The 14,098-nt window shown below is 42.3% G+C and carries 10 protein-coding genes; 7 read left to right on the top strand and 3 right to left on the bottom strand.

Annotation, left to right across the window (positions count from 1 at the left end; genetic code table 11):
• The first annotated feature begins 1 nt into the window (after position 1).
• Both HMPREF0766_RS20455 and HMPREF0766_RS20450 read left to right on the top strand, forming a co-directional pair.
• Entirely contained in the window at positions 2–1,045 is a 1,044-nt protein-coding gene (locus tag HMPREF0766_RS20455) for a sensor histidine kinase (RefSeq protein ID WP_037461033.1), read from the top strand.
• Complete coding sequence (locus HMPREF0766_RS20450; protein ID WP_003001675.1) at positions 1,042–1,794, top strand: LytR/AlgR family response regulator transcription factor; 753 nt, start codon at positions 1,042–1,044, stop codon at positions 1,792–1,794. The genes HMPREF0766_RS20455 and HMPREF0766_RS20450 overlap by 4 nt, the downstream gene beginning before the upstream one ends.
• A gap of 1 nt (position 1,795) precedes the next feature.
• On the opposite strand, the gene HMPREF0766_RS20445 is transcribed toward HMPREF0766_RS20450, so the two are convergent.
• On the bottom strand, positions 1,796–2,260 hold the full coding sequence (locus HMPREF0766_RS20445; protein ID WP_003001673.1) for a hypothetical protein: 465 nt from the start codon (positions 2,258–2,260) through the stop codon (positions 1,796–1,798).
• 209 nt (positions 2,261–2,469) lie between these two features.
• Positions 2,470–2,949 carry a hypothetical protein gene (locus HMPREF0766_RS20440; protein ID WP_003001670.1) on the bottom strand — a complete coding sequence of 160 codons (480 nt, stop codon included), beginning with the start codon at positions 2,947–2,949 and terminating at the stop codon, positions 2,470–2,472.
• A gap of 205 nt (positions 2,950–3,154) precedes the next feature.
• On the opposite strand from HMPREF0766_RS20440, the gene HMPREF0766_RS20435 reads away from it, so the two are divergent.
• On the top strand, positions 3,155–4,129 hold the full coding sequence (locus HMPREF0766_RS20435) for a hypothetical protein (protein WP_236590614.1): 975 nt from the start codon (positions 3,155–3,157) through the stop codon (positions 4,127–4,129).
• Between the two features lie 128 nt (positions 4,130–4,257).
• On the opposite strand, the gene HMPREF0766_RS20430 is transcribed toward HMPREF0766_RS20435, so the two are convergent.
• On the bottom strand, positions 4,258–7,428 hold the full coding sequence (locus tag HMPREF0766_RS20430; RefSeq protein ID WP_003001663.1) for a S41 family peptidase: 3,171 nt from the start codon (positions 7,426–7,428) through the stop codon (positions 4,258–4,260).
• 277 nt (positions 7,429–7,705) lie between these two features.
• Between HMPREF0766_RS20430 and HMPREF0766_RS20425 the strand changes: the two genes are divergently transcribed.
• The 4 genes from HMPREF0766_RS20425 (at position 7,706) to HMPREF0766_RS20410 (ending at position 13,998) form a co-directional block, all read left to right on the top strand.
• Positions 7,706–8,095 carry a hypothetical protein gene (locus HMPREF0766_RS20425; protein WP_003001660.1) on the top strand — a complete coding sequence of 130 codons (390 nt, stop codon included), beginning with the start codon at positions 7,706–7,708 and terminating at the stop codon, positions 8,093–8,095.
• A 177-nt stretch (positions 8,096–8,272) separates the two neighbouring features.
• On the top strand, positions 8,273–9,355 hold the full coding sequence (locus HMPREF0766_RS20420) for an efflux RND transporter periplasmic adaptor subunit (RefSeq protein ID WP_003001657.1): 1,083 nt from the start codon (positions 8,273–8,275) through the stop codon (positions 9,353–9,355).
• A 22-nt stretch (positions 9,356–9,377) separates the two neighbouring features.
• Entirely contained in the window at positions 9,378–12,569 is a 3,192-nt protein-coding gene (locus tag HMPREF0766_RS20415; protein ID WP_003001654.1) for an efflux RND transporter permease subunit, read from the top strand.
• Positions 12,541–13,998 (top strand): TolC family protein, encoded by a 1,458-nt coding sequence (locus HMPREF0766_RS20410; RefSeq protein ID WP_003001649.1) that lies wholly within the window; start codon positions 12,541–12,543, stop codon positions 13,996–13,998. Before HMPREF0766_RS20415 ends, HMPREF0766_RS20410 begins: the two co-directional genes overlap by 29 nt.
• Positions 13,999–14,098 lie beyond the last annotated feature (100 nt).

The raw sequence follows: 14,098 nt of genomic DNA, 5'->3' as shown, positions 1-14,098 counted from the left end.
TATGAAAGCCTTTCTTAAATCATTACTTCTGGGAATAGTAATAAGTGCAGGCATTTCCTTATTATTTTCGGCCTATTATCTCATCACCTACGGCAATCTGGATATTCAGTTTTACAAATCCAGAGGGGCACAGATCGGAATGATCTACGGGGTGATGGGATATATGCTCAACAGCAATCTGGCCGCTTATATTCACAGCAAGGTGCCTGATGATAATCATTGGCGTAAACGGTTATCTTACTTTATACCCGGCAGCATTCTGGTAACGGTGTTGATGGTCTTCGTGGTCAATTGCTTTTTTCAGGTTATTTTCGGAAAGCTTTCATTCTCCGAATTTCTGCTGAGGCAACACTTGGGTACTTATATCATGACAACTCTTATTGCCTTAGTTGTTGGTCTCGGCTTCTATGCCTTTTACTTCTATAAAGCGTATAAAAATGCGCAAATCCAGAAGCAGAAGCAGATTGCCGGAAACGCCACAGCTCAATTTGAATCCCTTAAGAATCAGATTGATCCCCATTTCCTGTTCAACAGCCTCAATGTGCTCACCGGCCTGATAGAAGAGAGCCCGGAAAAGGCGGTAGACTTTACCACCTCTCTTTCGCGCATCTATCGCTATGTGCTGGAACAAAAAGACAAGGAACTGGTTCCCGCACAGCAGGAACTAAAGTTTGCCCAAATCTTCCTCAATCTGCTCAGACTTCGTTTTGAGGAAGCCCTTGTCGTAGAGATCGATGACAGTTATATTGAAGAAGAAGAAAATATTATCCCTTTGTCTCTGCAGTTGCTAATCGAAAATGCAATCAAACATAATGTGGTGAGCACTGTTCGCAAACTGCATATCAGGATTGTCAAAAAAGACAAATACCTGTATGTAAGCAACAATCTGCAACCTAAAGAGACACTGGGTGAGTCTACAGGGATAGGGCTAAGCAATATTATCAATCGCTACCACCTGTTGACAACTGAAGAAGTCATTATTAAGGATCAAAACGGAAATTTTGAGGTAGGCTTACCTCTGTTAGCTATCAAATCGAAATTATGAATATAATAATCATTGAAGATGAAATGCCTTCTGCGCGTCTGCTGAAGCGAAAGGTAGAAAATATGGGATATACAGTGACAGCACTTTTGCACTCGGTAGAAGATGCCAAAGCATGGCTGTTGTCTAATCCTGAGCCTGAACTCATATTTCTCGATATACAATTGTCCGACGGACTTTCTTTTGAGATCTTTGAAGAGGTGAACGTACAGTCAGCAATCATATTTACGACAGCCTATGATGAGTTTGTGTTACGTGCTTTCAAGATGAACAGCATTGATTATCTGCTCAAACCCATTATTGAGGAAGAGCTGAAATTTGCATTTGACAAATTTCTCAAACTGCAGCACAGCAAAGAGGCGGTAGACATGAATGAGATCCGTTCGCTATTGAAACTAACAAAAAAAGAATCTTATAAAGAGCGGTTTACGATAAAAATAGGGCAAACGATCAAGGTAATTGATATACAGGACATTGCCTGCATTTATAGTGAACACAAAGGTACTTACTTGTGGACGCGTCAGGGAAACAATTATCTGCTTGACATCACTCTGGATAAAGTTGAAAAGATGATTGACCCAAATCGGTTTTTCAGGATCAGTCGCAGTCACATTATCCAGATCGACAGCATCAAAGAAATTGCGGTACATTCCAACTCCCGTCTGCGCATATATCTGCAGCCTGACCCGGATCAGGAAATGATCGTCAGCCGGGAGCGGGTAAGTGATTTCAAATCCTGGCTCGAAAAGTAGTTTAAAGAACGGTGAGATTAAAAGGTATATTAAAATTAACAGAGGTCGTAAATCCGCGGACAGGTTTGAACTGAGACTTTGTTCTCAGATCAAATCCATAGCCAACAGCTATATCTACTAAACAGATCAGTCCAATCCCTATTTTAGGGGTGAAGGTATAAGGAGTAACTTCGGCCTTCAAAGCTGACCAAACAACATCTTTACCCCTATAGTAAGTAAATCCTAATTCCGGAATAACAGTTGTCTTATCCATCATCCAGGTGAAGTCGGCACCGGCATCAGCTTTTATATATTCCTTGGAATTCAGCGCAAACAGATTCCAGCCCGAAACTTTCAAAAAGTTACCTCTTTGATACTGATACCCTACAGACGGCCCCCATATCCATTTATTCTTTTGTGCCTGGAGAGCATCAGGAGCTAACAGGAGCAATAGAAACAGAAAAAAGAAAGGACGTGTGTTTCTCATATCGAAAAATTAATTCCATTCAATTTACCCAATTAACTTTATGAATCAAAATATAAAAAACATAACACCCTTTACTGGCTGATAAAACCGGCCACAGATGTTAACAATAAATGCACGTAGTTAATATCCCGAAAAGGAACAAAATTCAGGGTAGATTATTTGCCCTGGGTGCCAAATGTTGTTGTGAATTTGTCACAGATGCTCTATGACTAACGGATAAAGAAGTTAAACGGTACATTGACACTGATGGAAGTTGTAAAGCCTTTCAGGGGTTTAAAATTATCCTTAGTCTGCATATCAAAGCCGTAGCCTACTCCTATATCAATAAGAGAAAGCAAACTTACTCCCGCCTTTGGTGTCACAGTATAGGGTGTAATTTCTCCTTTGATAAAAGGCCATACGCCTTTATCACTCAGGTAATAAGTAAACCCCAGTTCGGGAATAACAGTTGTCTTATCCATCATCCAGGTAAAGTTGGCGCCTGCGTCAATTTTCATATACTGATTATCATTTGGCGCAAAAAGCCCCCAGCCTGAGACTTTTAAAAAATTACCTTTTTGGTATTGATACCCCACAGACGGGCCCCAGATCCAGGAACTACCGCCTTTACTGGCAGACAATTCCTGCTGTCCTTTTGCCGGTAAAAGAATTACCGCAAATACAGCGAAAAGAAGAAATATCTTTTTCATATGGAGGGATTTTAAAGACATACTAAATTTACAACATTAAATTAACATACTACAATAGTTGAACCTACGCAAGAGCTATGAATGGGTCATATCTTAATATTATGACACTGTGATAACGAGATGGCTAAGATTTTGTTTACAAAAAATTCATCTTGTTCTTACCGATATTTATATTAACTTTGAGTTTAATCTATCTAAATCAGAGATGTACAATACAGATTCATTAAAAAATTTCACCATTAGATTGGTCATACTTTTTATCGCATTGCAGAGTTTACAGGCTCAGGCTCAATTTGGGAAACTGGGAGATTTAGTCAATAAAGGGGTGGGTAAAGCGCTCAACAGCTCCCAACTGAAGTTATTAAAATCTGACCCTATCACAACCAATTTTGATGATTGTAATCAGGAGAAAACGCTTGTTGCTGATTTCGGAAAAGATTCTGTCAAAACAGATCTTTGCACATTAGGCGCTCAATATACCAAAACTACAGGGTTCAGGCTGAAACCGGGCTTTTATAAAGGAACATTCAAAAGTTTCTGTCTGCAGGCAGGTACTTACGGACCATCGAGAGGAGATGCCTACCTCTTTGCTCCACTGGCTGGTCCTAAAGAAAAGATAGCACGTACGCTCATTGCAAACTGGGAAAATCATCCTGAAATCGAACAATCTCAGGTACAGGTGCTGCTGTGGGCTATTATAGCAAAGACAAACTTTACAAAACTATCTCCGGAGCTGCAGGCTACCGCAGCGATACTCCTGAGTCAAAAAGACCTGTCAGCTTTGGGTAGCTCTGTCATTGATTATCTTAGCGGAGAAGCGATGCAGTCCCTGACACAAAACCTGCCTGAACCGGCAAAAACAATTGTAGAAATCGAAAACAAGATCAGAGGACTGATGTATAAAGCGAATGCCTCTTATCAGGAAATTGAAAGCCTGGCCATGCTTACGGGAGTAGCTCCTGTTAATGAAAAATTTCCGAGAGGTATCTGGAGCTTTCACCCGGATGGGTATTATATCAAATATCTTCCTCAAGGCTATTCTGTGACTTCGGTAGAAATATATGTGCCACAACAAGCCGGTACAATAGACTTTTTGCCAACTGGTGATGTTGCAGTTCCGGCATCAAGAGGCTCCCAGAGATTGGGGCAGTCAAATATCCTGATCTGCGATCAGCAATAACCAGCCCGCAAAAAAGACCATATTACGCAACATAAATGTTCGTGTTCTTAAATGGCCAGGCACAGCAACATGTTAACAACAGACCATTAAAAAGCCGGTATTCATTTCTGAGATACCGGCTTTTTGATTTATTTCAAATCTTTCAGGATTTCCTGTATTGCTTTTTCCAACTGCGGATCCTTTCCCTCTAAGCGGTCTACAAAGGTGTTCTTGACATAGATATCCGGGGATACTCCTGTCAGCTCCAGATCCTGACCATCCAAGGTATAACATCCCCAGGCCGGTACTCTGTACATAGATCCATCGACTAGTCCCTTCGCTGAAGTGAAGATAATCCAGCGATAAGTTTCGGTTCCGATAATCTTACCCAGCTTCAGCGCCTTGAATCCTGCAGCAGTCATCTCGGCATCACTGAGCGACTGCTCATTGATCAGCAGTACAATCGGCTTGGCGGCAGGAGCAAAATTACTTTGAGGAGCCCGCTTACCATCACGGTATTGCCATTGCAGATATGGACGCTGTGACAGAAAACGCAGAACTTCATCGTGCACATTACCTCCGGTATTGTATCGTAGATCCAGTATGATCGCATCTTTATTGTTTTCCTGTTCGGCCATATCCAGTAAAAAGCGGTTCAACTCATCACCCCCCATATTTTTCATATGAGAATAGGCGATCCGGTTGTTGCTCATTCCATCTACTTTGGCTCTGTTTGCTTTGATCCACTCATCATAGAGTTGCTCCCGCTGTGCATTTGCCGGCTGCGGGCGTATATTGACGTTGATTTCTTTACCCTGACGGCTGAAAGTCAGCGCCATTTCTTCTGCTAAGGAAGGTAAGGTAAAATAGGAATCCCGGTCTCTGGTTTTATCAATGCTTTGTCCGTTGACTGCCAACAGGATATCACCTTCTTTAATATCTATGCCTTTGCGTGAAGCCGGGCTGTTGACAATGATCTGTGACACCTTCCAGGGATCTTTTGTTTCATATACCACACCAATCTCATTTGTGACAGCAGTAAAGCTTTTGCGTTCTTCAGGACCGGAAGAATTAAAACCTAAATGTGAGGCATTCAGCTCGCCCAACATATCGTTGAGTAATATGCGCAGGTCCGCTCTGTTATTAATATTGGGCAGATATGCTTCATACTGTTTTTTCACGGCAGACCAGTCTATTCCATGAAAAGTCCCGTCATAGAAGTTTTCTTCTATCCCGGCCCAGGTTTCATAAAACATCTGCGAAAATTCTTTTTCCAGATTACGTTGAAATTTCATTGAAACATCTACTTTATCAAATTTATTTGCATCTATATTATATTTCTGAATAGCTCCTCTGCTCAATGCATAATATTTGCCACCAGTTTCAAATAAAGCTCCGATGCCTCCATCAGCTACCTTTTCAGTTTTATTCGGTGTGAAGGGCTCAATCACAGTACGATATAACGCTCCGCGTCCCTCTCCGTGATTGGATGAATAGAAAACATAGGTCTTATCGCCCTTTTGAAACACAACAGGATCCAGCTGCGTACCGAAAGCCGGACTGACCAGTGTTATACGGTCCAGCAAACCCTGTGTATCTATAGTCACCACCGGTTTGTCAGCAGATGTCGTTTTCACCGGTTCTTTTTTATCTTTATCTGCAGGTGTTTTCTTTTGTGCTGTAGTATCTTTTTTTACTTTCTCTGTCTCTTTGAATAGTTCGTCAAACTTACTGATGCGGTAGTCTTCATCAAAGTTTTCCAATGCCATACGGTATATGCTGGCGTTCTGTACTCCGGTAGGGTAGGAAGGCTTTGTCCGGTTGCTCGCAAAATAAATATACTTCCCATCCGGAGACCAGGTAGGAGTAAGCTCGGATACCCCTGTATTGGTAAGATTGATAGTGCTGTTCGTCTTCAGGTTATGCAGCATAATATCTTGCTCAAAATTGCGGTATGCCGTGAACAGGATATAGTTGCCATCCGGAGAAAAGGATGGAGAGGAATTTTGAAATGCCCATATTTCATCCTTTACCACTGTATTGCTTTTCAGCGTATTGAGGTCTAAAATACGCACCTCATCGCGACCACTGAGGTAGACTCCCAGAGTACGATCCTTATTAAATTCGATAATCCTGTTGTTACGAAGATCTTTTGTCAATTGTTTTGCCTGTTCCTTGCCGTCTGCAGCGATCGTAAACCAATTGAGATAACCCTGGTAGGTCTGATTAAAGAGCAAGGTTTTATTGTCTTTGAGCCATTTGACCTCTACAATACGTTCGCCCTGACCCGGCATCTGCCGTACAAATTTTCCTTCTATATCACTCACAAACAGTTCCCCCCGGGATACAAAAGCCATTTTCTTACCGTCCGGAGAAACATCCACATTGCTGATAATATCCTTGACATCAAACTCCTGCTGCTTGTTCAATACCAGATTGCGGCTGATTGCTATTTTAGGCTGGATGGTTTTCTTTGTAGCTACATCATATAAAAACAACTGATAATCCTTCTCAAACACCACCTTTGATCCGTTTGCCGAGACAGCGGGTCGTTTAATAGAGGTTGGAAATTTTGTAAGTCCGGTTTTCTTTCCATCGACAAAGCTGTACAGATTGTATTCCCCGTTTGCCTCATCCGAAGCAAAGTAAATAGCTCCTTTCTGGTCCACACTTGGCCAGAAATCTTTTCCTGCATAATCCGTATATTGTTTGAATTGCTTTTGCTTCGGAGAGTAAGAAAGAATGTCCGGGTTGAAAGCTCCTTTATAGCGCTTGCGGTTAGATGCAAAATTACTTTCCCAGGAATCGTTGAATAACAGTTCTCCGGAAGGCGTCTCTACAACATTATGAATGGTATTGAAATAATGCGGAAACATCCGTTCTGCAGTTCCTCCGTTGACAGCAACCTTATAACTGCTGAACCGGTTGTATCTTGACGAAGTAAAATATATACTCTTACTATCCCAGCTCCAGCTGTCTACTTCATCTCCGGCATCGTGGTAGGTCAACTGACGGATATCCCCCCCTTCCAGCGGCATAATGTATACATCCATATTTCCATTCTGATTGGAAGAGAAAGCAAGCCATTTGCCATCAGGAGAAATCCGGGGAGCGATCTCAGTTCCGGACATTGCGGTAAGCCGTAAGGCCAGACCACCATCTGCGGCGACTTTCCACAGATCGCCATCGTAACTGAATACGATTGTTTGCCCGTCCGGACTCAATGTCGGATAAGAGAAAAAGGATGCCTGGGACTGTGCATGTACTGTGAGCAGACTGCCCAGAGAAATTCCCAGTGAACAGAGAAAATGTTTGATCATAAAAAATAATAGGTTACGATTTGCGGCATACAGGGAGATAATCTGATTACTTTTTGACTATAGACAGAATAAAAAATTATCCATATCCGTATTTGTGTGCTGCTATATTTGAGTTGAAAGTAGCTAATAGTCTACATTCTGACAACATAAAATGTAAAAACCATGTAATTTATCGTTAAAAAATGCCACTAAAAGAAAATTTAACGATTATTTCACATATCACGGCACCGGTTTCGCTTTGAGGAGATTAAACTTTTACTATTTTTGGCCTTTGAAAATGAGAGCTGTAATTTTCATATTGAATATTTGTTTTCTCCTGATATGGGGACAGCACCATGCATATGCACATACTGCACAGCATGTGTACGGTATTCCTGGAAATCAAATGCAGCAAACCAAACAGACCTGTCATATACACCATGACGCTCTCGTCGTGAAAAACAGTCTGTTGGATGAAGAAGAAAAAAGTATTTTCAGTGTAGAAAATGAAGATACTGATTTTGTTTTCGGACGAAAAGACGTGCAGCTATCCAAACAGATCGTTGATCTGTCATACGGATTGCTTTTACCTTTTATACAATACAGACATAAGGACCGTCTTCCTTTTTATTTTCATCTGTATACCCCTTCTTACAAATATATCCTCCAGCGGGTATTAAGAATCTGATAACCTTTCCATACATCATATTTACAGTCGCCGATACGCTTATCGATGGCTAATGGCATATTATTGAATTTTTACTGCTGTTAGACTGCTTGTACCCGGCTACTCCGTGATGTCACAATAGTCCCTGAAGAAATCATCGGTTTCCCAATTTCCATTTGTCCTATATTAATTCATATCATGAAGAGAATTATCATGTTCATGAGCTTGTTTGCATTATTATACCAAACAAGCTGTACTGCTAAAAAAGAAAAAAAAGAAGAAGTAGCAGAGTACACCGTTACCAGTCCGTTAAGAGTAGACACCTCTTTCACGAAGGAATATGTTTCACAGATCCGCTCTGTACAAAACATCGAAATCCGCGCTCAGGAGAAGGGGTTTTTAGAAAAAATCTTTGTAGATGAAGGTCAGTATGTCAGTGCCGGCCAGACACTATTCCGTATCATGCCGCAGCTGTATCAGGCAGAATTGCTGAAAGCAAAAGCGGAAGTAGAACAGGCAACAATAGAGCTGGAAAATGCCAGTACACTGGCTTCCAATAACATTGTTTCTAAAAATGAAAAAGCTATGGCTAAGGCTAAGCTGGATGCAGCCAATGCCGAAATGAAGCTGGCCCAGATCCACTTATCATTTACAGATATCAAAGCTCCGTTTTCGGGTATAATCAATCGCATTCCACTGAAACAGGGAAGTCTGGTTGATGAAGGTGATCTGATGACATCCCTCTCCAATAACACGGAAATGTACAGTTATTTCAATGTGTCAGAGCCTGAATATCTAAACTACCAGACACATATCAATGACAGAGGCAGTAAGGAAGTGACACTGATTATGGCTAATGGAGAACCATTTCCTAAAAAAGGACAAATACAGACTATAGAGGGTGAGTTTGATAATGAAACGGGAAATATTGCTTTCCGTGCGAAATTTGCAAACCCCGATAAACTGTTACGAAACGGAGAAACCGGAAAAATACAAATGGTATTGCCATTGAAAAATGCAATGATCATCCCGCAAAAAGCAACCTACGAAATTCAGGATCAAAAATATGTCTTTGTAATAGATAAAAATGGAGTCGCCAAATCCAGAAACATCAAGATCGCTTATGAAATTCCGGATCTCTATGTGATCAGTTCGGGTCTTGCAGACGGTGACCGGTTCTTACTGGAAGGTGTACAGAAAGTAAAAGATGATCAAAAAGTACAAACCAAGTTTCAGGAACCGGAAAAAGTGATGCAATCGTTGAAATTAAAAGCAGAGTAAGACAGGCTTAAAATAAAATATTATGTTTAAGAAATTTATTCGCAGACCCGTTCTGTCTATTGTAATCTCACTGATTATATTATTTTTAGGAGTACTGTCCCTGGCCAAACTTCCGGTGACACAGTTTCCGTCCATCTCTCCGCCCAAAGTAAACATTACGGCATCGTATCCCGGAGCGAACAACGAACTCCTGATCAAATCTGTGGTCATTCCGTTAGAAAGAGGTCTGAACGGTGTACCGGGCATGAAATATATGACTTCGGATGCCGGTAATGACGGTGAAGCTTCTATACAGGTTGTATTTGATTTGGGTACAGATCCGAATGTAGCAGCCGTGAATGTACAGAACCGTGTATCTTCCGTAGTCAACAAGCTGCCACCCCTGGTGGTCCGTGAAGGAGTAAAAATCACACGTGAAGAACCCAACATGCTGATGTACATCAACTTGTACAGTGACGACCCTAAAGCCGACCAGAAGTTCCTGTTCAACTATGCGGATATCAACGTAATGTCCGAACTGAGACGGGTAAGTGGTGTAGGCTTTGCAGATATACTGGGTACACGTGAATACGCTATGCGTATCTGGCTGAAGCCGGACAGGCTGACGGCCTATAACCTCTCTTCCGACGAAGTGATGGAAGCCCTAAACCAACAGAGTCTGGAAGCTTCTCCCGGAAAAACAGGAGAGAGTTCAGGCAAGCGTTCCCAATCCTTTGAGTACATTCTGAAATATCCGGGCCGCTTCAATAATGAAACGGACTATGGAAACATTATCCTAAAGGCTAAATCCGGAGGTGAATTTGTACGACTGAAAGATGTGGCTGATGTAGAATTTGGTTCGTCCATGTATGATATTTATTCTACACTGAACGGCAAGCCTTCAGCTGCGATCACCGTAAAACAATCCTACGGATCCAATGCCAGTGACGTTATCAAAAATGTAAAAGAACTGATGACAGATCTTCAAAAGAACAACTTCCCCAAAGGTATGCACTATGATATCAGTTATGATGTATCCCGGTTTTTGGATGCCTCTATTGAGAAAGTGGTTCACACCCTGTTTGAGGCATTCATACTGGTCGCGATTGTGGTGTTTCTGTTTCTTGGGGACTGGCGTTCTACGTTGATTCCGGCACTTGCTGTACCGGTTTCACTGGTAGGTACATTTGCCATCATGTCGGCATTCGGCATTACCTTAAATATGATTTCACTTTTTGCACTGGTGATGGCTATAGGGGTGGTAGTCGATGATGCTATCGTAGTCATCGAGGCCGTCCATGCCAAGATGGAGGAGAAGAACCTGTCTCCGCTCAAAGCGACAGAAGAAGCTATGCACGAGATCAGTGGTGCCATTATAGCCATTACACTGGTCATGGCCTCTGTATTTATTCCGGTAGCCTTTATGTCCGGTCCTGTCGGCGTATTCTACCGGCAGTTTTCCATCACAATGGTATCTTCCATTATGCTCTCAGGAGTTGCGGCACTAACATTAACTCCGGCTTTATGTGCGCTCATCCTGAAAAATAATCATGGAAAAGCGAAAAAGAAAACATGGATCAGCAAATTTCTGGACAGCTTCAACAATATGTTTACCAAAGGTGCCGGAAGGTATGAGAAGCTGTTGAATAAAACGGTTACTAAGAAAGCTTTTACCCTTCCTTTGTTACTGGCATTCTGTATATGTACCTTCTTTTTAAGCAATTCTCTCCCTTCCGGATTTATTCCGGGAGAAGATCAGGGAATGATCTATGCCATTATTCAGACACCTCCGGGATCAACATTGGAAAGAACCAACCAGATTGCAAAAGAACTCTTAAGAGAATCAGAAGATATCGATGGGGTACAATCCGTATCATCACTCGCCGGATATGAGATCCTGACAGAGGGTACGGGCTCCAACTCCGGAACCTGTCTGATCAATCTCAAAAGTTGGGAAGAGCGTAAGGAATCTGCCGCAGAAATCATTGAAAAACTGGAAGAAAAAGCAAAAAATATTCCGGGTGCTAACATAGAATTCTTTCAGCCTCCTTCTATTCCGGGCTACGGAGCTGCCGGAGGTTTTGAACTTCGCCTGCTGGATAAAGCCGGAAGCGGGGATTATCAGAAAATGGAACAGGTAAGTAATGATTTTGTCAAGGAACTGAAAAAACGTCCTGAACTTGGTTCTGCATTTACATTCTATTCTGCAAGTTTTCCGCAGTATATGCTGAAAATAGATAACGATCTCGCAGAGCAAAAAGGTGTAACCATAGAAAAAGCAATGGACAACCTGTCTACACTGATCGGATCCAACTATGAAACCAGTTTCATCCGGTTTGACAGACCTTATAAAGTGATTGTACAGGCAGGTCCGCAATACCGGGCTTTACCGACAGACTTATTGAAACTGTATGTAAAAAATGATAAGGACCAGATGGTTCCCTATTCTGATTTTATGCATCTGGAAAAAGTATATGGTCTGTCTGAGATCACAAGACATAATATGTATAACTCTGCAGAGGTGAGCGGATCTCCGGCTCCGGGCTACAGTAGCGGGCAGGCCATTAAAGCCATTCAGGAGGTTGCAAACAGCAAGCTTCCAAGAGGATTTGGAATCGATTGGGCCGGTATCTCCAAAGATGAGGTAAGCCGTGGAAATGAAGCCATTTATATTTTCCTTATCTGTCTGGGATTTGTGTACCTGATCCTGTCGGCTCAATATGAAAGCTTTATCCTTCCGCTTCCGGTCATCCTCTCTTTACCGACTGGTATATTCGGAGCCTTTTTATGCTTAAAATTATTAGGTCTCGAAAATAATATCTATGCACAGGTAGCCATGGTCATGCTGATCGGTCTGCTGGGCAAGAATGCGGTACTGATTGTTGAATTTGCCGTACAGAAAAAGGCAGAAGAAGGAATATCGGTCGTAAAAGCGGCTATCGAAGGAGCTACGATCCGATTCCGTCCGATCCTGATGACCTCATTTGCATTTATTGCAGGTCTGATTCCTTTAGTGATGGCCACAGGCCCGGGAGCTTTAGGAAACCGTACTATCGGTACTGCAGCTGCAGGAGGGATGTTTATCGGTACGATCTTCGGGCTGCTGATTATTCCGGGATTATACTACATCTTCGGAACAATAGCGGAAAGATCACGACTGGCAAGATATGAAGAAGAAAATCCATTAACAGAAAAAACTGAACCTTATGAACATGATGGAAAATTCGAAGACTAAGAGCATTATCACAGCGATTGCTTTCGCACTGATGCTGGCAGGATGTAAAGCCCCAAAGGCAACCATTGTAAAAGATGAGGTAAAAGAAAATATCCCTCTGAATTTTCAAAGTGACGGGCAGCAGGATACTGTGCAGAACAGTGGCACAACTCCATGGAGACAATTTTTCACGGACCCGAACCTGGTCGCACTTATTGAGACTGCTTTAAAAAATAATCAGGAGCTGCTGATTACTCTTCAGGAAATCGAGATCGCAAAAAACGGTGTACTTTACAAAAACGGCAAATTAAGCCCGACTGTTGCCGCTAAACTAGGCGCAGGAGTAAGTAAAGCCGGCCGTTATACCAGTGAAGGAGCCGGAGATGCTACGACAGAGATTGAACCCGGAAAAGAAATGCCGGATCCGCTCGGAAATTTTGAAGGTGCCTTAGTCGCCAACTGGGAGGTGGATATATGGAAAAAGCTACGCACAGAAAAACAGGCGGCTATTGCTCACTATCTGGCTACGGTAGAAGGTAAAAACTTTGTACTCTCCAACCTGATTGAAGAAGTGGCGGACAATTACTATGAATTGCTGGCCCTGGACAATCAGCTGGATATTGTACAACAATATATCAAACTGCAGGAAAGAGCTCTGGAGATCTCCAAAATTCAGAAAGAAGCTGCGGCAACCACAGAGCTGGCGGTTAAAAAATTTGAAGCAGAACTCTCCAAGTCCAAAGCTACAGCCTATACGATCCATCAGGAAATAACCGAAAAGGAGAATCAGATCAACGCTTTACTGGGACGTTATCCGCAGCCTGTTGTCCGGACAAAAGAAAGCTTTATGTCGACAATTGCACAACCGGTGTATACGGGTATCCCTTCACAGTTGCTGGCCAACCGTCCGGATATTAAAGAGGCAGAATTGGAACTAAAAGCGGCAAAACTGGATGTAGAAGCGGCCCGCAAAGAATTCTATCCATCATTGGAAATTTCCGCTGCACTGGGACTGGAAGCATTTAAACCTTCTTATCTGGTGAAAATGCCGGAGTCAATAGCCTTTGGTCTGGCAGGTGAACTGGCAGGTCCGCTGATCAACAAAAGTGCCATCAAGGCTAATTTCCAGACTGCAGATGCAAGGCAGCTGCAGGCACTATACGAATACGACAAAACGATACTGAATGCCTATCTGGATATTGCAAACCTGATGTCTAAAGTGAAAAACATAGATCAGTACTATAAAATGAAGTCTCAGGAAACGCAGGCTTTGGATGAATCTATTGAGATCGCCAATCAGTTGTTCAAAAATTCAAGAGCAGACTATCTGGAGGTTCTCCTGAATCAACGGGATGCTCTGGATGCTAAACTTGAACTTATAGAAGCGAAGCAAAAACAACTAAGTACAGTTGTCGACATATATAAAGGCCTGGGCGGAGGCTGGAAATAAGAATCTTCAAAGCAAAACACCGGTCTCGTTGAGACCGGTGTTTTTATGCTTCGAGGACAAGAAATTATAATCATTTGTGCTCTTACGTAGTCTTCACCGA

It is taken from the genome of Sphingobacterium spiritivorum ATCC 33861 (assembly GCF_000143765.1).
Taxonomy (GTDB): Bacteria; Bacteroidota; Bacteroidia; order Sphingobacteriales; family Sphingobacteriaceae; genus Sphingobacterium; species Sphingobacterium spiritivorum.
Note: the sequence above shows the minus strand (reverse complement) of the source record. Positions and strands in the feature narration are given on the sequence as shown.

Bases quoted from the DNA above. Each gene is read 5' to 3' on its own strand.
- HMPREF0766_RS20450 (WP_003001675.1), top strand. From the start codon at position 1,042: ATGAATATAATAATCATTGAAGATGAAATGCCTTCTGCGCGTCTGCTG.
- HMPREF0766_RS20415 (WP_003001654.1), top strand. From the start codon at position 9,378: ATGTTTAAGAAATTTATTCGCAGACCCGTTCTGTCTATTGTAATCTCA.
- HMPREF0766_RS20425 (WP_003001660.1), top strand. From the start codon at position 7,706: ATGAGAGCTGTAATTTTCATATTGAATATTTGTTTTCTCCTGATATGG.
- HMPREF0766_RS20430 (WP_003001663.1), bottom strand. From the start codon at position 7,428: ATGATCAAACATTTTCTCTGTTCACTGGGAATTTCTCTGGGCAGTCTG.
- HMPREF0766_RS20410 (WP_003001649.1), top strand. From the start codon at position 12,541: ATGAACATGATGGAAAATTCGAAGACTAAGAGCATTATCACAGCGATT.
- HMPREF0766_RS20445 (WP_003001673.1), bottom strand. From the start codon at position 2,260: ATGAGAAACACACGTCCTTTCTTTTTTCTGTTTCTATTGCTCCTGTTA.
- HMPREF0766_RS20435 (WP_236590614.1), top strand. From the start codon at position 3,155: ATGTACAATACAGATTCATTAAAAAATTTCACCATTAGATTGGTCATA.
- HMPREF0766_RS20440 (WP_003001670.1), bottom strand. From the start codon at position 2,949: ATGAAAAAGATATTTCTTCTTTTCGCTGTATTTGCGGTAATTCTTTTA.
- HMPREF0766_RS20420 (WP_003001657.1), top strand. From the start codon at position 8,273: ATGAAGAGAATTATCATGTTCATGAGCTTGTTTGCATTATTATACCAA.
- HMPREF0766_RS20455 (WP_037461033.1), top strand. From the start codon at position 2: ATGAAAGCCTTTCTTAAATCATTACTTCTGGGAATAGTAATAAGTGCA.